The organism is Paenibacillus sp. ALE2, from assembly GCF_054113385.1.
The window spans coordinates 5,291,486-5,317,949 of record NZ_CM134213.1; the positions used below are offsets into that span (position 1 = coordinate 5,291,486).

29 protein-coding genes, 1 tRNA gene and 1 other annotated feature are annotated in these 26,464 nt (G+C 44.6%); of the genes, 9 read left to right on the plus strand and 21 right to left on the minus strand.

Annotated features, from left to right (window positions below; translation table 11 throughout):
• Positions 1 to 86: 86 nt before the first annotated feature.
• From ACXHJ1_RS22700 to ACXHJ1_RS22710, 3 genes are all read right to left on the minus strand, one after another.
• Positions 87 to 929, minus strand: a complete 843-nt coding sequence (locus ACXHJ1_RS22700; protein ID WP_430191421.1) for a carbohydrate ABC transporter permease — start codon at positions 927 to 929, stop codon at positions 87 to 89.
• A 27-nt stretch (positions 930 to 956) separates the two neighbouring features.
• On the minus strand, positions 957 to 1,847 hold the full coding sequence (locus tag ACXHJ1_RS22705; RefSeq protein WP_016819168.1) for a carbohydrate ABC transporter permease: 891 nt from the start codon (positions 1,845 to 1,847) through the stop codon (positions 957 to 959).
• 92 nt (positions 1,848 to 1,939) lie between these two features.
• The gene (locus ACXHJ1_RS22710; RefSeq protein ID WP_457905260.1) at positions 1,940 to 3,283 is read right to left on the minus strand and encodes an ABC transporter substrate-binding protein; all 1,344 of its coding nucleotides are present in this window, start codon (positions 3,281 to 3,283) and stop codon (positions 1,940 to 1,942) included.
• Positions 3,284 to 3,793: 510 nt separating this feature from the next.
• Here ACXHJ1_RS22710 and ACXHJ1_RS22715 point away from each other — a divergent pair.
• Positions 3,794 to 4,723, plus strand: a complete 930-nt coding sequence (locus ACXHJ1_RS22715; protein WP_019686934.1) for an ArsR/SmtB family transcription factor — start codon at positions 3,794 to 3,796, stop codon at positions 4,721 to 4,723.
• A 60-nt stretch (positions 4,724 to 4,783) separates the two neighbouring features.
• Here ACXHJ1_RS22715 and ACXHJ1_RS22720 read toward each other — a convergent pair whose 3' ends face one another.
• Together ACXHJ1_RS22720 and ACXHJ1_RS22725 are read right to left on the minus strand one after the other, a co-directional pair.
• Positions 4,784 to 5,485, minus strand: coding sequence for a DUF1361 domain-containing protein (locus ACXHJ1_RS22720; protein ID WP_457905261.1), 702 nt, complete (start codon positions 5,483 to 5,485; stop codon positions 4,784 to 4,786).
• 91 nt (positions 5,486 to 5,576) lie between these two features.
• Entirely contained in the window at positions 5,577 to 6,185 is a 609-nt protein-coding gene (locus tag ACXHJ1_RS22725; protein ID WP_016819164.1) for a DUF1349 domain-containing protein, read from the minus strand.
• A 190-nt stretch (positions 6,186 to 6,375) separates the two neighbouring features.
• Positions 6,376 to 6,614, plus strand: a binding site (T-box leader).
• A gap of 42 nt (positions 6,615 to 6,656) precedes the next feature.
• Here ACXHJ1_RS22725 and ACXHJ1_RS22730 point away from each other — a divergent pair.
• The gene (locus tag ACXHJ1_RS22730; RefSeq protein WP_016819163.1) at positions 6,657 to 7,841 is read left to right on the plus strand and encodes an aminotransferase class I/II-fold pyridoxal phosphate-dependent enzyme; all 1,185 of its coding nucleotides are present in this window, start codon (positions 6,657 to 6,659) and stop codon (positions 7,839 to 7,841) included.
• A 47-nt stretch (positions 7,842 to 7,888) separates the two neighbouring features.
• Here the strand turns inward: ACXHJ1_RS22730 and ACXHJ1_RS22735 are convergent, their stop codons facing one another.
• The 4 genes from ACXHJ1_RS22735 to ACXHJ1_RS22750 all read right to left on the minus strand — a co-directional run bounded on the left by ACXHJ1_RS22735 (position 7,889) and on the right by ACXHJ1_RS22750 (position 10,033).
• Positions 7,889 to 8,362, minus strand: coding sequence for an NUDIX hydrolase (locus ACXHJ1_RS22735; protein WP_016819162.1), 474 nt, complete (start codon positions 8,360 to 8,362; stop codon positions 7,889 to 7,891).
• A gap of 84 nt (positions 8,363 to 8,446) precedes the next feature.
• Positions 8,447 to 8,998: an O-acetyl-ADP-ribose deacetylase gene (locus ACXHJ1_RS22740; RefSeq protein WP_019686933.1), complete on the minus strand. Its 552-nt coding sequence runs from the start codon at positions 8,996 to 8,998 to the stop codon at positions 8,447 to 8,449.
• 32 nt (positions 8,999 to 9,030) lie between these two features.
• Complete coding sequence (locus tag ACXHJ1_RS22745; RefSeq protein WP_016819160.1) at positions 9,031 to 9,423, minus strand: hypothetical protein; 393 nt, start codon at positions 9,421 to 9,423, stop codon at positions 9,031 to 9,033.
• A 22-nt stretch (positions 9,424 to 9,445) separates the two neighbouring features.
• On the minus strand, positions 9,446 to 10,033 hold the full coding sequence (locus ACXHJ1_RS22750; protein ID WP_017425814.1) for a TetR/AcrR family transcriptional regulator: 588 nt from the start codon (positions 10,031 to 10,033) through the stop codon (positions 9,446 to 9,448).
• Positions 10,034 to 10,228: 195 nt separating this feature from the next.
• Here ACXHJ1_RS22750 and ACXHJ1_RS22755 point away from each other — a divergent pair, with 195 nt between their 5' ends.
• A complete protein-coding gene (locus tag ACXHJ1_RS22755; RefSeq protein WP_457905262.1) occupies positions 10,229 to 11,464 on the plus strand; it encodes an MFS transporter in 1,236 nt (411 codons plus the stop codon).
• Positions 11,465 to 11,549: 85 nt separating this feature from the next.
• Here the strand turns inward: ACXHJ1_RS22755 and ACXHJ1_RS22760 are convergent, their stop codons facing one another.
• The 4 genes from ACXHJ1_RS22760 to fabF all read right to left on the minus strand — a co-directional run bounded on the left by ACXHJ1_RS22760 (position 11,550) and on the right by fabF (position 15,253).
• Positions 11,550 to 12,290 (minus strand): zinc ribbon domain-containing protein, encoded by a 741-nt coding sequence (locus ACXHJ1_RS22760; RefSeq protein WP_457905263.1) that lies wholly within the window; start codon positions 12,288 to 12,290, stop codon positions 11,550 to 11,552.
• A 107-nt stretch (positions 12,291 to 12,397) separates the two neighbouring features.
• Positions 12,398 to 13,351: a helix-turn-helix transcriptional regulator gene (locus ACXHJ1_RS22765; RefSeq protein WP_457906197.1), complete on the minus strand. Its 954-nt coding sequence runs from the start codon at positions 13,349 to 13,351 to the stop codon at positions 12,398 to 12,400.
• A 21-nt stretch (positions 13,352 to 13,372) separates the two neighbouring features.
• On the minus strand, positions 13,373 to 13,807 hold the full coding sequence (locus ACXHJ1_RS22770; RefSeq protein ID WP_457905264.1) for a GNAT family N-acetyltransferase: 435 nt from the start codon (positions 13,805 to 13,807) through the stop codon (positions 13,373 to 13,375).
• A gap of 207 nt (positions 13,808 to 14,014) precedes the next feature.
• Positions 14,015 to 15,253: a beta-ketoacyl-ACP synthase II gene (gene fabF / locus ACXHJ1_RS22775; RefSeq protein ID WP_457905265.1), complete on the minus strand. Its 1,239-nt coding sequence runs from the start codon at positions 15,251 to 15,253 to the stop codon at positions 14,015 to 14,017.
• Positions 15,254 to 15,417: 164 nt separating this feature from the next.
• Between fabF and ACXHJ1_RS22780 the strand changes: the two genes are divergently transcribed.
• The 4 genes from ACXHJ1_RS22780 to ACXHJ1_RS22795 all read left to right on the plus strand — a co-directional run bounded on the left by ACXHJ1_RS22780 (position 15,418) and on the right by ACXHJ1_RS22795 (position 20,558).
• Positions 15,418 to 16,257 carry a helix-turn-helix transcriptional regulator gene (locus ACXHJ1_RS22780; protein ID WP_457905266.1) on the plus strand — a complete coding sequence of 280 codons (840 nt, stop codon included), beginning with the start codon at positions 15,418 to 15,420 and terminating at the stop codon, positions 16,255 to 16,257.
• Between the two features lie 135 nt (positions 16,258 to 16,392).
• On the plus strand, positions 16,393 to 18,285 hold the full coding sequence (locus tag ACXHJ1_RS22785; protein WP_457905267.1) for a DEAD/DEAH box helicase: 1,893 nt from the start codon (positions 16,393 to 16,395) through the stop codon (positions 18,283 to 18,285).
• A 2-nt stretch (positions 18,286 to 18,287) separates the two neighbouring features.
• The gene (locus ACXHJ1_RS22790; RefSeq protein WP_457905268.1) at positions 18,288 to 19,238 is read left to right on the plus strand and encodes a YqhG family protein; all 951 of its coding nucleotides are present in this window, start codon (positions 18,288 to 18,290) and stop codon (positions 19,236 to 19,238) included.
• Positions 19,239 to 19,496: 258 nt separating this feature from the next.
• The gene (locus ACXHJ1_RS22795) at positions 19,497 to 20,558 is read left to right on the plus strand and encodes a hypothetical protein (protein ID WP_457905269.1); all 1,062 of its coding nucleotides are present in this window, start codon (positions 19,497 to 19,499) and stop codon (positions 20,556 to 20,558) included.
• A gap of 102 nt (positions 20,559 to 20,660) precedes the next feature.
• Here the strand turns inward: ACXHJ1_RS22795 and ACXHJ1_RS22800 are convergent, their stop codons facing one another.
• Positions 20,661 to 20,852, minus strand: coding sequence for a YqzE family protein (locus tag ACXHJ1_RS22800; protein ID WP_025364580.1), 192 nt, complete (start codon positions 20,850 to 20,852; stop codon positions 20,661 to 20,663).
• A 285-nt stretch (positions 20,853 to 21,137) separates the two neighbouring features.
• Here ACXHJ1_RS22800 and ACXHJ1_RS22805 point away from each other — a divergent pair, with 285 nt between their 5' ends.
• Positions 21,138 to 21,893: an N-acetylmuramoyl-L-alanine amidase gene (locus ACXHJ1_RS22805; RefSeq protein ID WP_025364579.1), complete on the plus strand. Its 756-nt coding sequence runs from the start codon at positions 21,138 to 21,140 to the stop codon at positions 21,891 to 21,893.
• On the opposite strand, the gene ACXHJ1_RS22810 is transcribed toward ACXHJ1_RS22805, so the two are convergent.
• From ACXHJ1_RS22810 to ACXHJ1_RS22820, 3 genes are all read right to left on the minus strand, one after another.
• Positions 21,868 to 22,803, minus strand: coding sequence for a divergent polysaccharide deacetylase family protein (locus ACXHJ1_RS22810; protein ID WP_017425825.1), 936 nt, complete (start codon positions 22,801 to 22,803; stop codon positions 21,868 to 21,870). The two genes, ACXHJ1_RS22805 and ACXHJ1_RS22810, sit on opposite strands and share 26 nt — an antisense overlap.
• A 128-nt stretch (positions 22,804 to 22,931) precedes the next feature.
• Positions 22,932 to 23,444, minus strand: coding sequence for a peptide-methionine (S)-S-oxide reductase MsrA (msrA, locus tag ACXHJ1_RS22815; protein WP_457905270.1), 513 nt, complete (start codon positions 23,442 to 23,444; stop codon positions 22,932 to 22,934).
• Between the two features lie 210 nt (positions 23,445 to 23,654).
• Positions 23,655 to 23,739 (minus strand) — tRNA-Leu (locus ACXHJ1_RS22820).
• A 222-nt stretch (positions 23,740 to 23,961) separates the two neighbouring features.
• Between ACXHJ1_RS22820 and ACXHJ1_RS22825 the strand changes: the two genes are divergently transcribed.
• Positions 23,962 to 24,498 (plus strand): hypothetical protein, encoded by a 537-nt coding sequence (locus ACXHJ1_RS22825; RefSeq protein WP_019686921.1) that lies wholly within the window; start codon positions 23,962 to 23,964, stop codon positions 24,496 to 24,498.
• A 135-nt stretch (positions 24,499 to 24,633) separates the two neighbouring features.
• Here ACXHJ1_RS22825 and ACXHJ1_RS22830 read toward each other — a convergent pair whose 3' ends face one another.
• The 4 genes from ACXHJ1_RS22830 to ACXHJ1_RS22845 all read right to left on the minus strand — a co-directional run bounded on the left by ACXHJ1_RS22830 (position 24,634) and on the right by ACXHJ1_RS22845 (position 26,459).
• Positions 24,634 to 24,963: a carboxymuconolactone decarboxylase family protein gene (locus ACXHJ1_RS22830; RefSeq protein ID WP_016819756.1), complete on the minus strand. Its 330-nt coding sequence runs from the start codon at positions 24,961 to 24,963 to the stop codon at positions 24,634 to 24,636.
• 115 nt (positions 24,964 to 25,078) lie between these two features.
• Positions 25,079 to 25,300: a hypothetical protein gene (locus ACXHJ1_RS22835; RefSeq protein ID WP_016819755.1), complete on the minus strand. Its 222-nt coding sequence runs from the start codon at positions 25,298 to 25,300 to the stop codon at positions 25,079 to 25,081.
• A 140-nt stretch (positions 25,301 to 25,440) separates the two neighbouring features.
• On the minus strand, positions 25,441 to 25,785 hold the full coding sequence (locus ACXHJ1_RS22840; RefSeq protein ID WP_013370520.1) for a hypothetical protein: 345 nt from the start codon (positions 25,783 to 25,785) through the stop codon (positions 25,441 to 25,443).
• 101 nt (positions 25,786 to 25,886) lie between these two features.
• On the minus strand, positions 25,887 to 26,459 hold the full coding sequence (locus ACXHJ1_RS22845) for a xanthine phosphoribosyltransferase (RefSeq protein ID WP_016819754.1): 573 nt from the start codon (positions 26,457 to 26,459) through the stop codon (positions 25,887 to 25,889).
• Between the last annotated feature and the right edge of the window lie 5 nt (positions 26,460 to 26,464).

Genomic DNA, 26,464 nt, shown 5'->3' on the forward strand with positions numbered 1-26,464 from the left:
AACTGTAATTCTCCTCCTTCCTTTACTCAGTACATAGGGTGACTGCGTTACATCATTCATCCGAATTGTCCAAGTGCAAGTTTCAATTAACCCTTGACACCAGAAATGGCAACCGACTCAATAATTTGTTTCTGGAAGATTAGGAATATAATCAACACAGGTAACAAGGCTATTATGGAAGCTGCCATAATAAGCGGATAGTCCGTCTGAATGGCGTAAGTCGCATTAAAATTCGCGATAACCAGCTGCAATGTCTGCGTTTCTGGTGAGTTCAAGTAAATAATCGGTGCCAAGTAATCGTTCCAAATTCCCATAAACCATAAAATAAGCTGTGCCGCCACTGCCGGCTTAATGAGCGGGAACGTAATCGACGAATAAAGTCGGAAGTAAGAGCTTCCGTCAATTTTAGCAGCTTCGATAATAGCATCTGGTATACTGAGCAAATATTGCCGCAAGAAAAAGATCATGACTACATTACCGAACAAGCCGGGAACGATCAGAGGCAACAGCGTATCTATCCAGCCAAGTTTGGAGAACATCATAAACTGTGGAATCATAACTGTTGGGTAAGGAATCATCATGGATGCGATGAGTGCCAAAAACAGTTTATTTTTATGAGGGAATCTCAGCTTTGCGAATGCAAAAGCAGCTACACTAGATGTGAAGGTACCCACAACCGTGACACTTACAGCCACAATCACGCTGTTCTTGATCCCGCTTAATAGAGGACCTGCTTCCCAAATTTCCTTGTACTTACCAAACTGAAACACCTCTGGTATCCATACTGGTGGGAGTGCAAAGACATCCTGCTTTTCTTTTACCGAAGTGGACAACATCCAAAGCAACGGTGCGATCATCGCAATCGCTCCAATCGCCAGTACAATAAAGATAATGATATTGGTAACTTTCGTTTTTTGACTATGGGACATAATCAGCCTCACTCCTTTCCGCGAAAATCAATCCCCATCAAAGGATGATTTTTCATTCATTTTAAATTGAATCAAAGTTACGATAAAAATGAAGATGCCGAGAATCATAGCCATCGCGGAGGCATATCCCATTTGCAGGTTTTTGAATGCCTTATCCCAAATATAGAAGACAATTGAGGCGGATGAATATTCTGGACCCCCTGTAGGTGTCATAATGTTCATTTCAGTAAAGATTTGCGAACCACCAATAATGTTGGTAACGACCAGGAAGAAGGTTACTGGTTTTACCATTGGCCATGTAATATTGCGGAACATTTGGAATCCGCTAGCTCCGTCCAGCTCTGCTGCTTCATAATAAGAGCGAGATACACTTTGCAGTGCGGCCAGATACAGCAACATTGTATATCCGAGACCTTTCCATACAGTCATGAGAATCAGGGCCGGTTTGACTGTATCCTTATCCATCAGCCAGTTAGGTCCTTTAATACCGAACAATTCAAGGAATTGGTTCACCAAACCATAATCTCCGTTGTAGGCCCAGTTCCACATAATAGAAACGGCAGCCAACGAAGAAATGACCGGAATATAATAGATCACACGAAATGTTGTCGTACCTGGAATCTTGCGATTCAGTCCCAGTGCCAGCAGTAAAGCTAGTACAAGACCGATTGGAATACCCAACATTAAGAAAAGAGTATTGTACATCGATTTGTAAAAGAGTTCGTCGCTAAATAAATCCTTAAAATTATCCAACCCAATAAAGTTCATTTGTCCTAATCCGTCCCAGTCTGTAAAAGAGCCGTATAACGAATAGACAAACGGGAACAACGTAAAGATTAGCAGACCGAGAATAGGTGGAAGAATAAATAAGTATCCATATATCTTCTCTTTGCGGTAGAGATTAGATTTGGTTATCACAGGGCTCACCTCTGTTTCTGATTTGGAATGAAGATGATGTTAGCAGCATGATATTCAGCCACTAACATCATCCTTTTTCCTCTATTTACGCATTATTTCTGTGATTTTTTCTCTTGCTCCACCGCTTTATCCAGCAGTTTCTGCATCTTCGGTTGTTCTTGCTTCACATAATCTGCTGCCGTAATTTTGCCATCCAGCACAGGTTGGATATCTGTGAAGAAAATATCGTACCATTCTGCGTTATACGTATAGTTACCTGGTAATGAACGTCCATAGTCATTTACGATATCAATAAATTCCTGTTTGTTGTTAGGCTTGGTTTTTGTATCTTTGGCCCATTCATCAGCCATATCCAGCAGATTCGGAATCTGTACCTTAGCATCTACGAGCTGCTTCATGCCTTCTTTGGAAGTGGTCAGATAGTTAACCAATTCTACAGCTTCATCCGGATATTTTGTTTTAGAGGAAACACCGATACCCAGAGAACCAATCCATGTTGCCGGTTTGCCAGTCGATCCAGTTGGGAAAGGCAACAAATCATATTCGAATGGCAGTTTTTCAAATGTACTCATATCCCAAGGCCCTACTGGGAAGAACGCCATTTCGCCTTTCATCCAGCGTTGATATGTGTCCAATGTTTGTGATTGTTCAATGCCAGGTGTAATTTTATATTTGTTTTGCATATCAGCAAAGAACTGAAGCGCTTCCGCAAATTTTGGATCATCAATCGTTACTTTAGTTTTGCTCTCATCCAGCCAATCAGCGCCATTACTCCATACAAAGGCTTGCAATGCCCACTGAACGTTAAAGCCTGTTCCGTATTGATCTGGTTTGCCGTCACCGTTAGTATCTTTGGTCAGCTCTTGGTTAACCTTAATGAACTCATCCCATGTATAAGGTTTGTCTTTGTCAGGCAATGGAACACCTGCTTTTTCAAACATGGTTTTGTTATAACCCAAAGCGAATGGACCCAAGTCCTTCGGCATACCGTAAATATTTCCTTGACCGGCCATTTTACCGTCATAGCGATACAAATCCACACCGTATTTCCAGATGTTATCCAGATTTATATCCTTGCTCTTCTCAATATAAGGTGTCAGATCCTTCAACACCCCACTGTTAACATAAGCTTTCAAATCTCCAGGGGCATAATAGAAGATATCTGGAAGATTGTTACCTGTAATTGCAGCTCTAAGCTTTGTAGCATATTGGTCTGCTGCCGTCACGACCATTTTAACCTTTACACCAGGATGTTCTTCTTCAAATTTCTTGATAACATCCTTATAAGCCTTCTGCTCATCCGTTCCTCCACGGAACATGAAAGTCAATTCCTTGCTTCCATCGCTACTGGAACTTCCTCCACTACAGCCTGCCAGTGCAGCAACCATCAACAACAGAACAACCATTGTTAGTGCAAAACCTTTTTTCTTTGTCAACGCGACCCCTCCTAAAATTAAAATGAAACCGCATACATTAAGTGTTAAAATAACTTCATACCACTCGGCCTAATCTTTAACTGTGCGGTACACAACCCGTTGTTGATTGCCGCTGTGATTATCATCCCTCTCATGTACCATATAATTAACATTTACCTTTATCAATAATGAATTCGTTTACAAATAAAATATAGCACGCCATTCTACGGTTCGTCAATGCATTTTTCAATCTTTTTAAATAATTATAAAACATAGATTGGAGTAACTTAAAAAGCAAAATCAAATCATTTTTAAGTATATTTTTGCAATTAATACTAATTAAAAAACTTAAATACGATGTATTTTATAAAAAAGGCTTTATTTTAGAACACCATTTCCTCTCTTCTTCTTTTAGTAAAAAAAATTTACAGAAAAGCAGTTTACTTCTTTTTGATTTTATTTTAACATAAATCAAAGTAAAAATATAAGCGCTTACATTACATTTTTTATAGATAAGGATGGGCTATAGCTATGATTTATATTAAGGACTTAATGTCGGGGTTAGATATTTTCAAAGCACTGGGCTCGGAAATTCGCATTCAAATTCTTGAGTTACTTGCTGTTCAAGGACAAAGTATGAATGATATTGCGAGCAAGCTAAATTTGAGCAACGGCACCATTACGATGCATATTCGCAAACTGGAAGAATGCGGGCTTGTGGAAATCAATACGGTAAGCGGTAAACACGGGACCCGAAAAATGTGCTATTTAAATAAGGAAAAGCTAATGGTAGATCTGCGCAGCAGAGAACAAAAAAATGTGTATGAGGTAGAAATTCGTATCGGTCATTATAGTAACTACCAGGCGGTTCCTACTTGTGGATTAGTGACCAAAGACAGCATTATCGGCGATTTTGATGATCCACGCTATTTTGCAGATCCCGCGCGACTGGACTCTGAAATGATCTGGATGGCAGAGGGCTTTCTGGAATACCGCATTCCTAACTACTTAAAAGCGAATCAATCCTTTACCGAAATTCAATTTTCCGCAGAGCTGGGATCAGAAGCACCGTGTTATTGTGAGGACTATCCGTCTGATATTTGTTTTCATATAAATGATATTGCTATCGGTCACTGGACGAGCCCAGGCGATTTTGGAGCTGTTCCCGGGGTCCTCAATCCTGATTGGTGGCCCCCACACTTGAATCAATACGGCATGCTGAAGTTAATTCGCATCAACCAGCATGGAAGCTTCATTGACGGGTGCCGTATATCAGAAGTCACCATAGACGATATTGGACTTGATTACAAAAGCGATATTACACTGCGTTTATCCGTATCTGATCAATCGCAAAACAAAGGAGGACTCACTATTTTTGGTAAAAGATTCGGAAATTTCGGCCAAGATTTGCTTGTGCGCGTGCTTTACGATGTACACGAAGAAGATAACTCCAACTCCTAATTCGCCACAGATAAAAGGCCGAAGTCTGTATTCATTGAATACATGTCCTCGGCCTAAATCCTAATCTTCACTTAAAGAGATATAAATAAATAGATAAAAGATGATTGCCATCCCAAACACCAGCCAGCTAAAGGACAGCAAATGAAGCTTCTCCCCTGCATGTACTGCCCATCTCCAAAGATCCGCAAAAAGCACCAGCGGTTGCAGCAACACATCCCAGCTATTCCAGCGGGCAAATCTGCCTATATACACACCTATGCTGGCCAGCCATAACATCACAAAAACTACAGCCCATGCAAGCCAACCTGAACAAATCTTCCTCAACATACGATGGATCATCAATACACAAAGGGATGTAAGAAAAAGACCAATTCCAGCGGCCGAAAAGGACGTAAATAAGATTAGCCAAAATTGAGTATTCAACCAAAAACGCGTACCAGGATTCACATCGTACAAACGGAATGCATGTAGTAGTTCGGTCACTAAATAAAGAGCATTCGGCAGAAAAAACAACCATACCCATGCGGCGAAAAATAAAAGAATATTTCTTACTTTTGCATTTCGCAATCTGTATAACGCCACCATGAACAATGAAATAAACACCGGAACCCATGCCAGGAATATATCCCAGTACAGAAATTGATATATTCTCGTCCCGCTTGTGGACTGTAGATACATAATGAGTCCGAAACAGCCCAACGTAGCTACAAGCATCACCCCCAACAAACCGGGCAGCTTGTAACCCTTCCTTCTTAACAGCAAACTTCCATCTACCTCCTGCCTAATAACGGCGTATTTACGTCTCTTCAGTTCTCTCTTATAGCGCTTTCACATTTAGAAAGAGGGCTTTTATTTATTCCACGTTTCGTATATCCTCGAACACATGATCTGTTATCGTCAAAGTATCAAAGGTAACATTACACCCCTCCCCTACCGGAGACTGTGCGACAACCCCAACTTTTAGCTGGCTGGGAACATTCATGCCAAAATATCTGGCCAGTTTCCAATGTTGACCATCCGAGGAATAATGAAAGGCAAAGCAATTTCCAGCTCGTGTTACTCGCAAATATGGATTAGAAGCATCCATCGCCCCCGATATACAATCATCGGATGTATCCCGTGTGACCACACTAAGGATCGAGGGGGTATTCTCAAAGTATTCAAAGCATACCTTAGCCCAATGAGTATCATCCGCCATCACCATCAAGCATCCTGAATCATAGGGCTGCTTCATATCGACACGAACCCTCGTCCAGATTGTAAAATCTCCATGTAGGGTGGTATGCAAAAAAGGAGCGGACGATTTGATAACTCCGCCGGACGGATCTCTAAAAAAATCTGCCTGTGAAGGTGCAGAGACTTGTAAAGCCTTGGATTCATCGAAGCTCCATACAGTTGGTTCGTTGATCCACCTCCATCCTTGAGGCAAAACCTTTTCGTTAAAGCCTTCAAATACATTCATATGGACACCATCCCTCTCTAGCCAATATAGTCTTAACGCAGTGAAATTTTGGGGCAGAATTCCCCATGATACCACTATATACGTAATCTTCCAGTCGTCAATGATGATGCTTCTGTCTTCCAGAATTATAAAAAAAGACTTGCTATTCTGAAATGTTGTGCTTATAATTACACCTAAATTGATACGGCAACAAATTTCAATGACGAGAACGAGTAAGCTATACAGCGGATTTGCAGAGAGTTGGGGCAGGTGAAAGCCAACATTCCGAGGGTAGCTGAACGCCATCTCTGAGAAGCGGGCTGAACCTGAAGTAAGCTCTGCCGCCTTTCCAGCGTTAACCGGAACACGTATTGATGGATACGTGAACAGAGTGTCATTTCCTATGGAATGAAACTAGGGTGGTAACACGGGTATAAACTCGTCCCTTTTACAGGGGCGGGTTTTTTTGTTTTTCAATAAGGAGGAATCAACATGACAAATGTATCGACAGCAGTATCTATAACTGATTTTTTGACTCCGGCTGTACGGGAAATGCCGCCTTCAGGTATCCGTCGGTTTTTTGAATATAGTGCAGGCAGAAAAGATATCGTATCGCTTGGTGTCGGTGAACCGGATTTTATAACCCCTCAACATGTGAGAAAGGCCTGTATCACAGCACTGGAAAATGGTAAAACCTCATACACACCCAATGCAGGTCTCCCTGAGCTTCGCGAGGAAATTGCCGGATATCTGGAGAGCAGCTTCAGTACATCCTATAACCCGGCAGATGAAATCATGGTCACTGTTGGCAGCAGTGAAGCATTGGATTTGGCGCTACGCGCCCTCATCACAACACACGATGAAATACTCATACCAGCACCCTGTTATATTTCGTATTCGCCTATCACATTTTTGAACGGAGGACATACCGTAACGGTTGAAACGTCTGCCGACCAGCAGTTTAAGCTGACAGCTGAGGCGCTCAAATCCAAGCTGACTCCACGATCCAAAGTGCTTATTCTCTGTTATCCGAACAACCCGACAGGCGGGGTGATGACCTATGAGGATTGGCTACCCATTGCCCGTCTGGTTGAGGAGCATAATCTTATTGTCATATCGGACGAAATTTATGCTGAATTGACCTATGGACAGCAGCATGTAAGTTTCGCTTCTCTGCCAGGAATGAAAGAACGCACCCTGCTCATCAGCGGCTTTTCCAAAGCATTTGCCATGACAGGCTGGAGGGTAGGCTATGTATGCGGTCCGAAAGAATTGATTTCAGCCATGCTGAAAATCCATCAGTATACAGCCATGTGCGCTCCTATTATCGGGCAAATTGCCGCGATTGAATCCCTGCGCAACGGGCTAGAGGAGAAAGATCGTATGATGGAGTCCTATAATCAACGTCGAAAATGGTTCGTTGCCGGCCTATGTCAGACAGGACTTCCATGTCATGAACCAAACGGTACCTTCTATGCTTTTCCTTCCATTGTGCACACAGGGTTAAGCTCAGAACAGTTTGCCAAGCGACTGTTGGAAGAAGAAGGAGTTATTACGGTTCCCGGTTCTGCATTCGGCCCAGGCGGCGAAGGTTTTATCCGCTGCTCGTATGCGTCATCGCGTGAACAGTTGGAAATGGCTCTGGAACGCATCAGCGTATTCCTGAAACGCCTGTAAACCCGATTTTCCATAACATGGACTGAACATGAGCATGGGGTGAACATTTACTTCAGCAACTTCTGAATAAGCTTTTTCTGGTGTGTTGGCAAACCTTCCGGCCATTCCCCTACGCGGCAATAACAAATGTCGGAGATTTCAGCGCTTGGTCGAAAGGTGCCCGGGATCACCCGGCCTGTAAAAATAAGATCCACACGGTTCGGCAACTGGCCAAACTGGGCTTGCGCCAATGAGGTGATCTCTACCTCCAGCCCGGTTTCTTCCCGGACTTCGCGCCGCAGGGCAATTTCCGGCTGCTCTAGCTCCATCCAGCCGCCGGGAATCCCCCACGGCTGCTTCCGGTATACGTGCTTTAATAGCAGCACTTCCCCGGCCTCATTCGTGAAAATGCCCAGCACAGCAATTAAAAATTTATGTTGTGCCCGGTACACCAAAGCATTTTTCAATCGAGTAAACGGCGTATGCTTATACATGAATACAAGCCAATCCCGCGGGATCTTATTTACCAGCTTAGCCAGCATAACACACCTCCAGTTGAGCACTCTTACATCAACTCATTCGTTGGATTAAGGTAAATGAGGAGCTTAAGTATGTATACTAAAAAATTAATCTTTAGGTGACTGTAGCTTACGGCTATATAACTGAGCATTTTCCGCATCAAAACAAACAAAAATAATCTCATTCAACCCAGCATGTTCCTGTACAAAACATGTCACTTCCTGTATAGCAATCTCGGCCGCCTTTTCTTTTGGGAATCGGTAGATGCCTGTGCTGATATTGGGAAAAGCAATGCTGCTTGCATTCAATTCTAGAGCCAATTGCAGTGTATGACGGTAGCATGTCGCCAATAGTTCTTCTTCCTGATGGTCGCCACCATTCCAGACTGGGCCGACCGTATGAACAACATATTGGGCATCCAGCTTGCCAGCCGTCGTATAAACCGCGCCTCCTACCGGACATCCCCCTTGTTTGTTTCTGATACGGACACAATCCTCCAATATAGCCGGACCACCAGCTCTATGAATCGCACCATCTACACCACCGCCACCCAGCAAGCTTGTATTTGCTGCATTGACGATAATATCCGCCTTACAACGGGTAATATCCCCTTGCACCACACGTATGATCACGTTAAATCGTTCAATTTGGGTATCCATTGATCCTCCTTCTCTTCTAAAAACCAGCTTTGTTATATAGTCATCTTATAGTCTCTACAAGCGATTTCTAATATATCGTCATAGGTTTTCAACAGAAAGTGTCTTAGATTTTTCCCCCGTGCACTAGCTATTGTCGCTAATATTGGCGTATCTGTAAGCTCGTCAAAACTGCTACCTTGCGCATACTTCTGCTCAGACATGTCTAGAGCCACATCCAGTTCAATCATATTAAAGTAATAGACTCCTGTAAATATGAGCTCATAGGGTACAAAATCGTCTACTGCTTCCGGCGCTAAACTCCCATTAATCTCTCCCTTCAAAACCAGCTCTTTTTTTACATAATTCATATGAACCTGATCCAAATAGACCGCATCCCGTCCATGCAATTCACCAAGCGGTGTTTGAATAGCTTTTATGTGTGGCATCCAAGTGTTCTCCTGTCCTAAATTATTTTCCATCCAGCAACATAAGTGCGGTCGCAACCGCATGATCCACAAAAGAACGCGCTGGGCGTGACTTCATCATCACAGTTATCCCGATTAACAAAGAGACTAAAGTATGTGCCAAAGCTCGTGCATCCATAGTCACCTCAAGCTCCCCAGATTGAATACCACGTTCGAGGGTCGCCTGAAAGACAGCAGAAAGATACATCTGATGTTCTCTGGTTAAAATTTCAAACCTCTCATCATGAGGGGCTAACTCTACCATTGTATTGATGCAAAAACATCCCTTGTTAGACTCCTTCTCGTACTCTTCCGCCACCACTCCCCCAAAAAAATTGTAAAATGCTTCTTTTACAGATGAACTATTTTGCAGTTTAGCCCTTACACAAGCTGCATGAGATTGCGTATATTTACGCAGCGCAGCTTCGAATAATTGCTTTTTATCCCCAAAGGCAGCATATATGCTGGGGCGTTGTATTCCCATACGGGAGGTCAAATCACTTAAAGACGTGGCCTCGAATCCCTTTTCCCAAAAAACTTGCATCGCTGCATCCAACGCTTGATCTTCATCAAATTCTCGTGGTCGAACCATATTTAACCCCTTCTTTTTGTATCGTTCAGTATATTAAGATTGTATGATCTTCAGAAGCGGCTGTCAAATAAGTACGGGTTAAACTCTTGACAAATCTCATTTACGAGAGTTATATTGACCTAAAATTATTACATATCGATCAGTATATTATACTGATTGGTATGTAAATCACAGAAAGCGACGTGGTATGTGAAAATGAAGACGTCAGAAGAAAAAGCGATACTGCTCCCCCATCAAACGGTAGCCAGCACTGCCGAAATAGCTCCCATTCCGGTCCTATCCCGGTCTGTGGCGCTCTTGTTTGCCATCGCCTGCGGGCTGGCTGTCGCTAACATTTACTATGCACAGCCATTACTGGATGCGCTGGCGCACGAGTTTGGCATTACACACTCATCGGTCGGTATCGTTATTACCGTCACGCAAATTTGTTATGCGTTAGGACTGCTGCTACTCGTCCCGCTTGGCGATCTCTTGAACAGGCGGCGCTTGATTACAGGACAGATGCTGCTATCTGTGCTGGCATTAATCCTGGTTAGCTTTGCCCCTACCCGTACAATACTGCTTATGGGCATGGCAATGGTTGGGCTGCTGGCTGTAGTGACTCAAACACTCGTGGCATTCGCCTCGACCTTGGCTCATCCGACTGAACGCGGGCAGGTCGTAGGACTGGTAACCAGCGGAGTCGTTATCGGCATTTTACTCGCACGAACCATTGCTGGTGTATTAACTGATCTGGCAGGCTGGCGTTCAGTTTACCTTATTTCTGCTATACTTACGCTGTTTATGGCTGTGGCTCTATTGCGAGTACTCCCAAAGAACGAACCCACAAGCGCTACACTTTCCTATGGGCAGTTGCTTCGCTCGGTTATCGCACTGTTCGTCCAAGAACGAATTCTGCGTATTCGTGCTGTCCTTGCGCTGCTTATTTTCACAGCGTTCAGCATATTGTGGACTTCGCTTGTATTACCTCTTAGTGCTCCCCCATTGTCTCTTTCACACACTGCAATTGGGGCCTTCGGCCTGGCTGGAGTCGCCGGAGCATTAGCAGCAGCCCAAGCAGGGCGACTTGCTGATCAAGGCTTGGGACAACGAACGACAGGTATCGCACTAGTTGTATTACTGCTGTCCTGGCTACCTATACGCTACACCGAGCATTCTCTATTCGCTTTAACTCTTGGTGTCATTCTTTTGGATTTGGCCGTACAGGCTGTACATGTCACTAACCAGAGCTTGATTTTCAACGTTCGCCCTGAAGCACGGAGCCGACTTACCGCAGGCTACATGATCTTTTATTCCATCGGTAGCGCCACTGGAGCCATTACCTCCACTCACATGTATACCTATGCTGGGTGGAACGGAGTTTGCCTATTGGGGGCGGGTGTCAGTTCTCTGGCTCTCATTTTTTGGGCGATGACTCGACGTTCAACTTGATGGTAAATCCATATGGATTGAACAAACAAAAACCGCCCGGGCCTCAACAACGGCCTAGACGGTTCTCTTCTATCACTGTAAATCATCACTTGATTGCAATATAAATCAAAACAGGTTCATCTGGATTGCCATACACTTCAAAATCACCTGTGTAGGTCCGCTCCCCTTGTCCCGTCGCGGCCCATGCCCAAATTGTCTGCCATACACGGAAGACAGAAGAAGGTTCATGGGTTGCCTGAAAAATAGCGTAGCGTGCAGCCGGAATTACAAGTTCTTCAAGATCGTCAGGAGCTTGGAAATCCTCAGCCGCTTCCTTTCCGATAAAAAATGTATACTCGCCCAAAGCTCCATTTTCATAGTCAGTATAGCAACCATAGACGGAAGCAAGTCCATGAGGACCTCTGATCCGGCCTGCCACATCCTCACCTACAAAACGTTCCCACATGTTTGGAATGATCCCCTGGGACGTTTGTTCCTTCTGATTATTTGTATGTGCTTTTAGTCCAATTAAATGGATTTCACCTCGGTACTCCTCCCGAATGGGGCCATCAAATTGAAGCTCTGCATCCTCTGAAGATCGCCACCTCTTCAAGTTTGGTAGATAATTACGCAGCATCGAAATCGCCTCTTCTGCCTGCATCCCCTCTTCTACCATGATCGGCACACACTGCTGGATCATTCCCTCCATCGTCAAGTCAGGCTGTACAAATGCACCTTCCTTGTAACAATACTTGCAATACTCATCTGTATTATGATGTTGTGCATCCGTCCCATATTGACCCTCATGCTCCAGTGGCATCCCGCAACTTTGACAAGCTTTATCCATTCTCGTAAATCCCCTTTCGCCAATTCGTATCTGGTATGCCACCAGTATAACGAAACAAACCTGACAACTATGGGTCAGGTTCGTTTTACTTTAGTCTAATAATTATTTTATAATTTCTGTTCTTCTTCATAATTAGACGCAATACGCAACGCCATCTGATAAATCTTATCTCGCAAATGGGCTGGTTCTTTGACAATCACATCCGGTCCGAGGCTTAAAATAAATCCGTACACCCACGCATCCTCAGGAAACGGGACTGAAACCGTGTAAATCCCTTCCTCCTGCTCGTTCAATGCTTCCACACCAAACCAATCCTCCGCCAGATGTCTTGAGGTGCGGTTAAATTGTAGCGTAAATGGTTGTACAGCGCTGGATGCCGTCATCCGCCCCTCATTCCACGGTAGCACTTCATTAGAAAGATCCCTGCGAGTGAAAGCCGTCTCTGTAACCACAGGCTCATTCATACGGGAAAGCTTGAACAACCGAAATTGCCCCCTGTCGGGACAATACGCATACACAAACCATTGTTGCCCTTTCAGCACAAGCGTATGCGGTTCCACATCCCGTTCTGTTCGGGCTCCTTCCGCATTTCGATAGGTAAAAGCAACCGTACGGGCTTGACTCATTGCCTCTTTTATCTTGATTAATTTAGCTTCCTGGACAGACTGATTTCCCCATCCCGAATGATCGACGATAAACTGTGTGGTACGGACACTAAATTGCTCTTTTTCAGACTCTGGTATAATGCTTTCAAATTTATGAAGTAACCGGGATACGTTGGGACCGCCCAACGACGAGGACAAACTCTGCAAGCCCATCACAATGTCCTTGATATCATGATCCGTCAACATACTACGATCCAGGCGATATCCTTCCATCAGGCCGATTCCTCCACCTGCTCCCTGAAAAGTTACTACTGGGATACCAGCCAGACTAATCGCTTCAATATCTCTATAAATCGTCCGAATCGAAACCTCATACAAATCAGCGAGTTCCTTTGCTTGTATTCTATTTCTTTTCAGCAGCAAAATGACGATAGAAAGCAATCGATCAATTTTCATGTTTTTCAAAACCTTTCACCCTTAATAAAAATAAGCCATGAGTTCCTCATCATATCCCTGACCTTGATATTCCAAAGCGTTCTTTTCAATACCATAGGTTTTAAACTCCAATTTTCTATAAAGCTCAACAGCTGCTTGATTGGCAGCCATCACACTCAGATTGATTTGTTTTAATCCTTCCACTTTTCTACCTCGACTGATAACTTCCAATAAAAGTTTCTTAGCGATCCCCTGACCTCGGTAAATCGGTGGTACATAAACTCCCCAAATCGTTCCTTTATGCTGTGTCTTTATTTTGTGTTCTCTTCTAAATCCGGTCATGCCAGCCAGCTGATGATCCTTTGTAAATGCACCAAGTATGTAATGGTCTTTCTTATTTTGTATTTGCTTCACTACATCAGATAACGAAACTTGTACAGCTTCCTCGTAGGAGGTTCCAAAAGCTTCGGGGTTCATTTTTAAGGCTTCCAGTCTTAAATTCCAATTTCAGCGTCTGCTGGCTCTATGTTCCTGATTATGATCATGGCTTCCCGTCCCTCCAAATGTTTTCCTCCATCTTACTCTATCTCTTATTTAAATTGAATCTATCATGCCTAGATTAAAATAACCTCAGATGCTAGATCCAGTCGGATAGAGCACCTGAGGTTCAAAACTCATTACGTATTATGACTCATAGCGTTTCAGCACAATGACCGCATTATGACCCCCAAAGCCGAAAGAATTAGATAACCCAATATTTAGTGGAGCCTTGCGTGCTTCGTTAGGTACATAATCCAGATCGCAAGCAGGATCGGGATTGTCTAGATGCATTGTTGGCGGAATGATGCCTTCCCGAAGACTTTGAACAAGCGCAATCGCCTCGACGCCGCCCGCAGCTCCTAGCATATGACCTAGCATGGACTTATTCGCGGTAACTGGAATCTGATAGGCATATTCACCAAATAGCTTGTGGATTGCCAGGGTCTCAGCGATATCCCCTACAGCCGTACTCGTTGCATGGGCACTGATCACATCTACTTCTTCAGGGGAGATGCGAGCCGAATGAAGGGCCGCTTTCATTGCTAGGTAAGCTCCGGTTCCTTCGGGATGCGGTGCAACCATATGATAGGCATCCGAACTCGCTCCATAACCGATGACCTCACCATAGATTTCCGCCCCACGCCGGGTAGCGTGCTCCAGCGACTCCAGTACCAGGATACCCGCTCCTTCGCTCATGACAAAGCCGTCACGATCCTGATCGAACGGTCGGCTTGCTGTAGAAGGCTCCTCGTTACGTGTTGACAAGGCAGTTGCATTAGCGAAGCTTGCCAAGGCCAATCGGGACACTGCGGCTTCAGCTCCGCCGGCAAAAATGACATCCGCATCTCCTGTACGAATGGTCCGAAACGCCTCTCCAATTGCAGTGTTCCCAATAGAACAAGCCGTTACAGGTGAAAGCGTAGGACCCATCGCTCCGAACGCGATACTTATTTGTGCAGCAGCCATATTCGAGATCATCATAGGTACCAGCGTTGGGCTAACTCTACCCGGACCACGATGTAACAGCACGTCCACATTATCTACCAACGTATCCAAACCGCCGACTCCTGACCCCACATAGACACCTACACGCTCCAGATCAGTGTGAACCAGTTCCAGACCAGAATCCTTGAGCGCTTGCTCTGCCGCATATAATGCAAACTGGGTAAATCGATCCATTCGTCTGGCATCCTTACGGCCCCACTGCTTTTCTGCATCAAAATCCTGTACCAGTCCAGCAATTTGTGCTTTTAAATCGGACACATCAAATGAATCTATTTTACGTATACCTGAATTGCCTTCCAGCAAATTGTTCCACAGCGTGCCTACTTCATTGCCCAATGGCGAAACGACACCCCTACCTGTTATCACTACTCTTTGCATAAGCTATTCATTCCTCCTGCTTGATGGCTTACTTATAATCCTCATTTTACCCTCGTCTTATCCTATTACAAGTGTTTGTTTATCCTGGTATAATGAACACTACTATAGTAAGCGCCTGATTTAATTACTTCAGATACACTCATCGAATGGAGAGAAAATATCTAATGAAAACGGAAGCACGTCTGGAAGCACTATCTGTTTTTCTGAAAACAAAAAGGGCCCGCCTACATCCGCATATGGTTGGTCTTCCCCCTGGATCACGTCGCAGAACACCAGGTTTACGCAGAGAAGAAGTCGCTCAGCTAGCAGGTGTCAGTACAACCTGGTACACCTGGCTGGAGCAGGGTCGGGATATTAAGGTCTCTGCCTCCGTGCTGGATGCTATTGCTGCTGTCTTGCAGTTGAACACGGATGAGCGTAAATATTTGTACGATTTAGCGCTGGAAGCCGGGTCTCATAACCTTCCTGCTCCTGAAGAACAAGCGATCATTTCTCCATCTTTGCAAAAGATCGTACAAGAGTTGCACTACTGTCCTGCTATTATTTCAGATCGGCGCTGCCATATTGTCGGCTGGAATGAAGCTGCTGCTCATGTTTTTATGGATTTTTCCGAACTACCACATGAGCAGCGCAATATGATCGAACTGCTATTTACCAAAAAGGAGTTTAAAAGTCTGGCTGTGAATTGGGAACACTTTGTAAAGGGGTTTCTTGCTATATTCCGCGCTTATTACGGGCAATACGTGACAGACCCATGGTATGCTCAATTTATACAAAACATGAGTCAGGCCTACCCAGAGTTTAACGAGCTTTGGAATCAGAGTGAGGTAAGCTCCGCTCCAGAAGTGCTCATTGAATTTCGTCATGCTAAGGCTGGCAAAATGTTATTTGACCTGACTTCCCTTCAGGTACAAGGCAGTGTCGATCTCCGTTGCAGCATATACACCCCCAATGCGCAAACTTCTACGGAAAGTAAACTCCAAAAGTTAATGGAAGGCAGCTAAAGGATTTTATCCCTCCTGTTATGAAGATATCTTTTTCCGTCCATACTACATCTACGATCTGTGCAAAATAGATGTCATATATGTGACAGAGCCAAGAGCTTCAACGGTGCTACTACTAGGAGGGAGGGAATCACCATGAAAGCCAAACCGACAAGTTCCCAGCACACACAAAGCCAAGCACCATTGCCTGTTCCGATACAATTTGACCGCAGCTGGCAGGACGAGCTGGACCAACGCCTGCACAAGGGAGGTCCTTGGGGAGATTGGGATCTGTATCAGCTGGCAATCGAGGCGGAAAAGGCCAAGCTGGTGCCGAGCTTTGATGAGCTTCAATGTCTTCAGCATTTGCAAGACCTCACTCCACTGCCCCATCAACTCGATACCGCTCGAAAGGTACTGTTTGAGATGTCTGGACGTGCCATTCTTGCCGATGAGGTCGGCCTAGGCAAAACGATTGAAGCCGGAATGATCCTTAAGGAATATCTGGTTCGCGGGCTGGCTTCCAAAGTGCTTATTCTTGTACCCGCTTCTCTGGTCCTGCAATGGGTGCGTGAGCTGAATAGCAAATTCGGCATTCCCGCAGTCGCCCAGAAAAAAGCGTATTCCTGGTCTTCCGAGGTCGTCGTCGCCTCTATGGATACGGCCAAACGGGAGCCACATAGTAACATCCTGCTAGATACCGATTATGACCTGCTCATTATTGACGAGGCTCATAAGCTGAAGAATAAAAAAACATCCAACTACCAGTTCATTATGAAGTTGCGTAAAAAATATTGTTTGCTCCTGACAGCAACACCTGTACAAAACGATCTATCTGAGCTGTTTAATCTGATCACGTTACTCAAGCCCGGTCAATTGGGAAGACAAGGCGATTTTTCAGCCAACTTTGTTGTAGATAAACGTCTGCCCAAAAATGAAGACCAGCTCAAGGATGAGCTGTCTAAAGTCATGATCCGCAATCGTCGTGGAGAAGGTCCGGTTCAATTCACTAAACGAAATGTTTCCAACATTCACTTGGAACTCTCGCCAGAAGAGCAAGCGCTGTACGATGGGGTGACCTCTTTTGTCAAAGAACAATATCAGGCGAATGGCGGAAATTTAAGCAGCATGCTGTCTCTCGTTACCCTTCAACGGGAGGTGTGCAGTAGCCGGGACGCTGTGTTCGTCACGCTGGTCAATTTGTCCAAAAAGATGGCTCCTGACTCTCCCCTACGCGATCGTGTCTGGGACTTGGTCGCACACATTAAAGCGATCAAGGCCAATTCCAAAGCAGAAAAAGCACTGGAGCTCATCCGGAAGATGAACGAAAAAGTGATTATTTTTACAGAATATCGGGCCACACAGGAGTATTTACTAAACTATTTCCGGGATCGCGGACTGTCTGCCGTTCCTTACCGAGGCGGTATGAACCGGGGCCGCAAAGATTGGATGATGGATCTGTTCCGTGGTCGCATTCAGGTCATGATTGCTACAGAAGCAGGCGGTGAAGGCATTAATCTGCAATTTTGTCACCACATGATTAACTTCGATTTGCCGTGGAATCCCATGCGCGTGGAACAGCGGATTGGACGGGTGCATCGACTTGGACAGAAGCATGACGTAAATATCTTCAACCTATCCACTACCGGAACGATTGAAGAGCATATCCTGCACCTTCTGCATGAAAAGATTAATATGTTTGAGATGGTCATTGGCGGATTGGACGTTATTCTGGAAAAGTTTGAGAAAAAAGAATCCATTGAAAAGAGTTTATATAAAATCATGCTTGAGTCCAGTAGTGATGATGAAATTCGTAGAAAAATGCAAAAGTTGGGCCACTCGCTGGATTCCATCAAACAAGAAATAGCACAAATACGCACAGACCCGTCAGTCTCTCCAAATGTAGCAACCGATACGTCACCTGGAACAAAACAGCTTAAAGGACGGCTAACAGGAGTAAGCTCAAGTGTTACCGAGGATTTGTTAGGCTTAGCAGGTGATGCAGTTCCTCCAACCAAAGCTCGACGCAGTGTGAAAGGGGGTCGCTAGACTTGACTATGAATGCACAGCAAGTCCAGCGTTTTGTCCACACTTATCTGGAATCTACTGGATGCAGCATCATTGAGAGGTCTCCCCACCATGTAACTGTCAAGCTGTCTCCAGAGGCAGATAAAGCCTTGACAAATCGCCCCTACTATTGGGGATACGTAGAGCGTACTGGCGTTCCAGCGCAAACCATGTCCTTCACATTCATCTTTGATGGGGAAGCCTATCGGACAGAACAGGAACGTTTAGCGGATCAGACGCCACCAGCTCCTGTAGCTGGCAACGCAGCACAAGATCAGGTCATGGGGCGTTACTTCGGTCATGTACCGACGTTACCGCAATTAGGGCCTGGTCGCATTATGCAGGAGGAACTCCGATACGGAAGCCGTCGGCTGCATCAAATTTTTGAAGCTGCTCGGGATGGAGGAAAATATGTTTATTTGTTCGAGCAGCCGGATGCCCGTCAGTTGTCTGCCCGTTCTCCTGTAGTCTACGAAGCTTGGCTCAGCGTCTGCTACAAGATTGAGTTTGCCTGCGATTTGAAGCGTGAGGAACTTCAGTGGCTAGGTATTTCACTCAAAAGTGGCACTATTGTAGCCAATTTTGGCGCTATGCTCGAAACCCGGCAGCTCAGCCCGCTGCTGGCAGGCAATATGCATGTACAGCCAGCGCAGCTATCTGTCCATGAAGCTTCCACCTCGCTTGAAAGCTATCTCACCGAACAGCTCCGACAACAAGATTATGGTTGGGCTGAGCAGGCGAAGGAACGATTGCGCGAGGAACTAGAGGTTATTGACCACTACTACGAAGATCTAATCAAGGAACAGAAAGAAGAAGAGGATAAAAAAGAATCCGTATTAGAGCAGCATCAAGCACGTCGTAAAGAAATGGTATGGCAATATGAGCCAAAGGTACTCGTATCCGCCATTAACTGCGGCATATTTCATCTGCGGTAACTGATATCTCACGCTCCTTCGCAGGTTAGTTGCAGACATGTCGTCAAGTTGTAACATCTTGCTTCAGCCTACATCAGTTTTTGCTGCTGCAAACACAAGCATAGTCTAACCTGTCTCCTATGTATCGACAGCAAAAAGCGAACCTGGATACGACATTTGCGCCGACAGAGTGCAGCAGTCTTTTCATCGGACAAGCTGTATGCTAGTTAAAAAAGAATGCCTCCGTCGGCAAGCCATCCGACAGAAAGGTGGATTCCATTGAAAAAAAATCATTCCGGGCATTATAGCGTAGGTATGATCGCAGCTGTGCTGATCGGCCTGTCCGCAGTCTGTCCGTTCGCTTCCATTCATGCGGCTCCCTCAGCCGTTCAAGAAAGCAATGTAAGCTCAGCACCCAACTACAACGAAAGCTCCCATGTTCCTCCAATGGAATCCAGGAGCCCTTCTACTTCTTCCACATCCCCGGGTGACGTTTCATCAAAGCCTCCTACTCAGCAGCAAGGGGTGCCTGAGGACGTGAAACGGACAGCGAGTGATACCGTACAATCTCTATCGTCGCAAGCCCCTTTTGCTTCGTGGAAAGACGCCGAGCTCAGCTACCATCCGCTCGGACCTGGAACCCATAGCTGGCTTGTTCAAGTGAACCATGCTGGAGAATACATTGGCTACCTGATTATCGGATCAGACTCAAACGGCGCTTATCAACTCAACGAATACGGGAATGGGCCAGGCGGACCTTATAGTATGGATATACTTCACCAATCCCTGAAGTCGCTCACAGAAACCGAATTTACTTCTATCGACAAGTTACAAATTACACCTATGTATGAGGAACCTCTATTAGCCTACTGGCAGGTACGTTCCTCTACGGGTAGCCAAATAGGTATTGATGCTGTTACTGGCGATCCGCTACCTGCAGAAGTAACAGATGGGAGCTGGAAACATAAGCTTCAGAACAACGCGATTTCTTCATCTATACCTTTTTTGAAAACTCAGGCCCAAGCAGTTACTGTCTCGTCTGATCCTTTCGATCCCTATGAGGATCTGGGCTGGCTTCAACCTAAGCAAAAACTTTCCATTCATGACACAGACCAATTTATAGACGCGCTAAGTAATTCACCGCGTATGATTTTTTCAGCCACAAGCATCAATTTTGCCTTTGGGGGCCCCTTATCCATTAGCGGGTATCAAGCTTGGATTTCTCCTGATCATCCGTCCGAACCCATTTTATATGCATTGACCTACCACGATGGACTTTCCCGATTTGTACCCCTAAAACAACTGTTGCCTCATGGTGAATTTTACCGTTTGGGTTCTTAGTAGTTTTAGGACCATTAAAAATAATTCGAAATTATCCCTAAACAACATAAAAAGAGACCTCAAATGGCATACCCCATGCCTCTTGTGGTCTCTTTGGCGTGTTTAACGTTGCTCTCTTCGCCCTCTGCGTGTGGATTTTATCCACATTTTCAGAGCGAGAGGCAACATTCCAAACCATTTACTTACCCACGGCTCCTTGGCTTGTTTTTGGCTGCGTCGAACATCGCGCGGCGTTTCCATATAACGCACAATCCGCTCTGTAATGTACGTCACCAGTTCGTCACTCTTCGCCATCCTCCATGACCTCCTTCATCTGACCTAACATTTCCGATCACCGTATCTTGGTATACCAAATTACACGTTAGGTTCAGATACCACTAGCTTGCACAGTTTTCAGCAGCTCTAACCCTTGCGGGATAACTATGCATGGTTTCCCTTAAATGGAACATACTATCTTCAATATAACAGTTCCCTCAAGGCTTATTGTTATATTTGAAGACAGCTACGCTACTTTAGGTTTGACGTCTGTTATGCATGGTTTTCAGTAAACAATCAATTCGTCCATTGGAGGAATAGAACGTGTTGAATAAAAAGTTAAAGAAGATGTGCCTGGCCGGGCTGGGGTTAAGTTTTTGCCTCCTTTGTAGTGCTGTATTTACCCCGTTTGCTTATGCAACTACTCAGCCTGAAGAGAAAAGCACCGAAATAAACAAGCATACAGAACCCCCGTTTAACCGGTCCTATCACGCTTTTGCCAAACCCGTGGTCCTGATAGATGTAGGTCATGGTGGTGTGGATGGTGGAACAAGTCACAAAGGACTTCTGGAAAAAGATATCAATCTTGCTATTGCTCAAAAACTATACTTGATCTTACGTTCCCAGGGTTACCCTGCTGTCCTGAATCGGGACAAGGACTACGCACTGAGTGATGATAACCGTTGGTTGCAGTCCAAATCGCGGCATCTTAAAGATCTCGCCCAACGTAAAAGCCTGACAGAGCAACTGCCTACTTCTTTGGTTGTCAGTCTGCATGTCAATTGGACCAAACGTGCCGAAAAACGCGGCCCCATTGTGCTGTATCAGGATGAAGGCAGCAGCTATCTGTTAGCTGAACGGATTCAGCATTCATTAAACCGCTTATTTTGCATGAATAGACAAACCATATATGGAAAACCCTTTTATCTTCTGAATAAAATCCAACATCCCGCTGTAATAGTGGAAACCGGATTTATCAGCAACGAGCAGGACAGAGCCATGCTTTCCGGGGATCACGGTCAAAAAAGGATTGCTGAAGCTATTGCCGAAGGCATTATTGCGCATCTGACGGCATGGTAGTATTCGTGGCTGGGTCTCCTGTCCATCCCCATACATCACGCACCAGATCGCTAATACCGACAAATTGTGCATGCTCCTTTAATTTAGGGACCGATGAATGAAGCCCTGAGGAGGTATACATGCCGGACACGCCGACATGTCCAATCGTTACACAGGTATCGTGCTCTGCCAACCATTCGACCACTTTACTAAGTTGCCGATTCACATGAGCGAGTGTATGAACATCATCCAAAAAAACATCATTTCGCACCGGTGGCATTCCCTTTTTAGCAGCAAGTTCAGGCACCACTGACCAATAATTAGTACGGCTATCAACAAAAAATAGTCCATATTCCTTACAAACATCAAGAACGACGGACATAATGCGCTTGTCTGAGGTGACCTTGGAGCCCATATGGTTGTTCATTCCTATGGCATAAGGAACATCCTTAATTGCTGCTGTCACCTTGGCGCGTACTTCTTCATCCGTCATATTAGCCTTGATTGCTCCCGGTCCAAGCCATTCAGGCTTGCCCTGCTTGGGCTCCATTGGAAGATGGACGATAACATCATGACCACGCTTATGCGCTTCCATAGCGTCCTGTTTGGTTGTTGGCAGGAAGGGCATGACAGCAACGGTGATTTTGACGGGTAAATTTAGAATCTCCTCGGTACCTTTCATATTGTTTCCTAGATCATCAATAATGACAGCAACCCTCTTTTGCTGCTGGTTCTGCTGGTCTATTGCTTCGGCAACAGCAGTTTTACAGATCATAAATAACATACAGACTGAAATACAAAGCACTACAATTATTTGCATTCTAGATCTTGCATGGTGTGCAAGCGCATAAGACGAATCCTTCCGGCTGCGTGATGCTTTTAAAGCCTTTTTTATTATATTTCTCATGTGCAGTTTCCGTCGTGTACTCATTTGCGGGTCAGCCTCCTTCTCTGTCCCTTCATTGTGTGAGTAAAACCGTTTAAATATGTACAAGGCAGATCTGAGATATAATCTCTGATCTGCCTTGAAGTGCGCATAATAACGTATATTAAAGCTGATTACCAGTTTTTGTCGAAAAATTCATCACGACCGGATTGGGCTCGATCTTCCTTATAATGTTTCACATTCTTCTTGTGATAATCCTGATGATAATCCTCTGCCGGATAAAAAATCGAAGCCGGAAGAATCTCCGTTACAATTGGCTTATCAAAGCGTCCGCTTTGTACCAATTGTTCCTTGGATTGCTGTGCAAGCTCACGTTGCTGCTCCGTATGATAAAAAATGGCAGGTTTATATTGTGTGCCTCGGTCCTGAAATTGACCTTCTCCGTCGGTAGGATCTGTTTGCGGCCAATACAATTCAAGTAGCTTTTCATAAGGAAACAGCTCAGGATCAAACGTAATCTGCACCACCTCATAGTGCCCTGTTGTTCCTGTTTTAACCTGTTCGTAGGTCGGATCGGAAATCGCCCCTCCAGTATAGCCTGAGACAATACTATGAATCCCCGGCTGCTCCTCAAACGGAGTCACCATACACCAGAAGCACCCACCTGCAAAAGTTGCTTTCTCCATCTTCCATCCAACCTTTCAATAGCTTCATCATAAAACGTGTTACTTTCTATCATATCTTAAAAATTGAACTTATAAAAGAATTGCTCAAGGACTTGAATAAAATTCAAGTCCTTATATTGTCCTTCCTGGGAAATCTGCAATAACTCCGAAACATAGAAAAGGTTTATAAAACTGCTACGAGAGCAATTCTATAAACCTTTATTAAATGGATGCGGTCGAGAGGACTCGAACCTCCACGGGGGGTTAGCCCACACGGACCTGAACCGTGCGCGTCTGCCAATTCCGCCACGACCGCATATATATTTGTCGTCTATTTCAAAAGAATCAATCTTTCTTAGCGACAACATAGATCATACCATGCTCAAATAAAGTTGTCAAACCTTTTATTTTTCTTTATTTATTCTTGATAAAAAAGGAATAATACGATAATATAAGAACATAGGTTCCTATGAACTTATGTTCTTTCACTTCGATGACTATGAATTATCATCACATTTCCCTAAGGCGGTGAATGGTAATGATCTCTTCAGATACTACTCAGCATCCATGCTCTCTTGTGAAAAGTTATCTGCTCCTTACCTTTATTCAAAAAGTATTTGAGCGTGACAGCCTAATTCTTGAGGAAAGCGGCGTGCTGAAAACCCCTGATCTTTATGTCGAAATGGTTAACGCAGGAATAGATCGTACCGGAATCCTGCTATCTGAAATCAAACATGAATTTAAGAAGTATCACATTCGTGTTCTAGACATCCAACAAAACCACTCCGGCGTTCACGCCACCTATATATATAAAGGCGTCAAAGAACAGTTCCGTATGCCTATGTCCGCATTCCGCAAAGAAATGTATGAACGAATGCGAGCTTATTTGGGACTCCCTACCTCTTTGCCTCATACGGCAGCTCTACCTTTACCAGAGAAATATCGCCCCGAATTACCCAATAACTCAACCCCCAAACCCCTACGCGTTGTTGGGCGAAGTTGGGTTGCATCCTCTTCTGCCTACAAGCATAAATCCCCTCGCCCTGCTGCTTTTGCTGCAAGTAAAAGAGCATAATCCCCGCACTACACGCAAAAAGAAGCTTCCGCAGGCACTAACTGTGCTCGGAAGCTTCTTTTCATAACCATCATTTGTTGAGATCAATCTATGTCCGCTATTACGATTATAAATTATCTGTATGAATGATTCGCTTTAATGTAACGCCTTCTGTACACGGGTAACCCCTTGACTTAGAGCATGTCCTCCACCAACTGCAGCAGCTACAGCAACGGTCTCCATAATCTCCTGATCACTGGCTCCTTTGGAGCGCGCCTCATTCACATGATAAAACGTACACACCTCATTGTTCGCAAATAAGCCAATACCTAGCGCAATCAGTTGCTTGGTTTTTTCATCTAAACTGCCGGCTTGAAAGCATTCTCCGGTAAAGCGATGATAGGCATGAACTACCTCGGGCAACTTATCTTCCAAATGGCTGATTTGATCCTTGTATGCATGTACTTTTTCGTCCATAACCGTCATTGACACAGCACGCCCTCTCTGTTGAGTTTTCCTTTATTACTGTGTCCGATTTAGAGTTTCTGTATGCCTAATGAAACACCCGTTTTTTAGCCAATCCCCATTGGGAACTCGTTTCTTAATCCAGATCTATCGGATTGTGTCGCGGCTCGCTGAACGGCTGATATGTATAGCTGCGATCCAACTTGACCACACGTCGATTCTGGCGGCGAATAAGCACCTGTTCATCATCCCATGCCAGTACAATGCCAACCACATCGTTGGACTCCAATCCATCGCGTACGACGCGTACCTTTTCACCAGAAAGTCGATAAGCATCCAATTCTTCGTCCATTATCATTCATGTCCCCTCCTTATCCATTTTTTTCAACACAACGGCCATAATTTTATATGCATGAAAAAGTTTAAAAAGAGACCTAAACGAATCATTTAGGTCTCTTTCCGCTTACTACTTATATGGATTGCCAACAGAGCAACAAATTATCCCGACTGATTTACACTGTGATCATGTTCTTTTGTATCGTTCTTCTCGTACCAGAAGTCCAGCACTTGTGCAGACAACACTCGCTGTTCTACATACTCCACTTGGTGAGCAGTAAATTCTTCTTTCCAAGAGAAAGACAATTCTTCGCATAGGTTAACCAATGTCAGCAACTCAGACCAGGCCACATAGCGTTTATACCAAAAAAACTGAGGATGTTCAATCATATAGGGATACAAATCGTCGAATTCCGTATGCTTACAATCCAAGGCGCGTTCAAAATGCACTTTAGCCGCTGCCAGTTTTTCCAGAAAAAACTGTTCGGTCAATTGTTCATTCCCCATGTTGCTGCCTCCTCTCCCAAACCTTATATATATTATAAGCGAAATTGATGCTCATGCAAAGGTTATTATTAGAAATAAGGATCCGAAGCTTCGAATTGTTACTATTCAGCAAACTCTATCTTACCGTCAGCCAATGACGAAATTTTAACCAATGATTCTACACGAATGCCCTGCTCACGAATGGTTCTGGCTCCGGCCTGAAACATTTTTTCAACCGCAACTCCGAATCCAACCAACTCCGCTCCGGAGCGTTGAATAATTTTAACCATGCCTCGTGCCGCATCGCCATTAGCGATAATATCATCAATGAACAAAACACGATCATGCTCATGAATAAATTGACGAGACAACATAATATCTGTGACAATCCCTTTTGTAAACGAAGGTACACGCTCACACAGCGCATCTGGATCAGCTAATAAAGTCTTTTTACGACGAGCAAATACCAACGGTACACCCAACTCCAACGCTGTCGCAAACCCGATGGCAATGCCTGAGGATTCCACGGTCACTACTCTGGTGATCTTCTCTTCCCGGAAACGGGCTGCGAACTCTCGTCCCATTTCCATTGTCAGCTCTGGATCAACCTGGTGATTAAGCAATCCATCCAGCTTTAGTACCTGATCTGACGCAATCACACCTTCATTTAAAATTCGTTTCTTTAATACTTCCATTCCAT

Coding starts and splice junctions, on each gene's coding strand:
- ACXHJ1_RS22700 (WP_430191421.1), bottom strand. CDS start 929: ATGTCCCATAGTCAAAAAACGAAAGTTACCAATATCATTATCTTTATT.
- ACXHJ1_RS22715 (WP_019686934.1), top strand. CDS start 3,794: ATGATTTATATTAAGGACTTAATGTCGGGGTTAGATATTTTCAAAGCA.
- ACXHJ1_RS22725 (WP_016819164.1), bottom strand. CDS start 6,185: ATGAATGTATTTGAAGGCTTTAACGAAAAGGTTTTGCCTCAAGGATGG.
- ACXHJ1_RS22730 (WP_016819163.1), top strand. CDS start 6,657: ATGACAAATGTATCGACAGCAGTATCTATAACTGATTTTTTGACTCCG.
- ACXHJ1_RS22735 (WP_016819162.1), bottom strand. CDS start 8,362: ATGCTGGCTAAGCTGGTAAATAAGATCCCGCGGGATTGGCTTGTATTC.
- ACXHJ1_RS22740 (WP_019686933.1), bottom strand. CDS start 8,998: ATGGATACCCAAATTGAACGATTTAACGTGATCATACGTGTGGTGCAA.
- ACXHJ1_RS22745 (WP_016819160.1), bottom strand. CDS start 9,423: ATGCCACACATAAAAGCTATTCAAACACCGCTTGGTGAATTGCATGGA.
- ACXHJ1_RS22750 (WP_017425814.1), bottom strand. CDS start 10,033: ATGGTTCGACCACGAGAATTTGATGAAGATCAAGCGTTGGATGCAGCG.
- ACXHJ1_RS22755 (WP_457905262.1), top strand. CDS start 10,229: ATGAAGACGTCAGAAGAAAAAGCGATACTGCTCCCCCATCAAACGGTA.
- ACXHJ1_RS22760 (WP_457905263.1), bottom strand. CDS start 12,290: ATGGATAAAGCTTGTCAAAGTTGCGGGATGCCACTGGAGCATGAGGGT.
- ACXHJ1_RS22765 (WP_457906197.1), bottom strand. CDS start 13,351: ATGAAAATTGATCGATTGCTTTCTATCGTCATTTTGCTGCTGAAAAGA.
- ACXHJ1_RS22770 (WP_457905264.1), bottom strand. CDS start 13,807: ATGAACCCCGAAGCTTTTGGAACCTCCTACGAGGAAGCTGTACAAGTT.
- fabF (WP_457905265.1), bottom strand. CDS start 15,253: ATGCAAAGAGTAGTGATAACAGGTAGGGGTGTCGTTTCGCCATTGGGC.
- ACXHJ1_RS22780 (WP_457905266.1), top strand. CDS start 15,418: ATGAAAACGGAAGCACGTCTGGAAGCACTATCTGTTTTTCTGAAAACA.
- ACXHJ1_RS22785 (WP_457905267.1), top strand. CDS start 16,393: ATGAAAGCCAAACCGACAAGTTCCCAGCACACACAAAGCCAAGCACCA.
- ACXHJ1_RS22800 (WP_025364580.1), bottom strand. CDS start 20,852: ATGGCGAAGAGTGACGAACTGGTGACGTACATTACAGAGCGGATTGTG.
- ACXHJ1_RS22810 (WP_017425825.1), bottom strand. CDS start 22,803: ATGAGTACACGACGGAAACTGCACATGAGAAATATAATAAAAAAGGCT.
- msrA (WP_457905270.1), bottom strand. CDS start 23,444: ATGGAGAAAGCAACTTTTGCAGGTGGGTGCTTCTGGTGTATGGTGACT.
- ACXHJ1_RS22825 (WP_019686921.1), top strand. CDS start 23,962: ATGATCTCTTCAGATACTACTCAGCATCCATGCTCTCTTGTGAAAAGT.
- ACXHJ1_RS22830 (WP_016819756.1), bottom strand. CDS start 24,963: ATGACGGTTATGGACGAAAAAGTACATGCATACAAGGATCAAATCAGC.
- ACXHJ1_RS22835 (WP_016819755.1), bottom strand. CDS start 25,300: ATGATAATGGACGAAGAATTGGATGCTTATCGACTTTCTGGTGAAAAG.
- ACXHJ1_RS22840 (WP_013370520.1), bottom strand. CDS start 25,785: ATGGGGAATGAACAATTGACCGAACAGTTTTTTCTGGAAAAACTGGCA.
- ACXHJ1_RS22845 (WP_016819754.1), bottom strand. CDS start 26,459: ATGGAAGTATTAAAGAAACGAATTTTAAATGAAGGTGTGATTGCGTCA.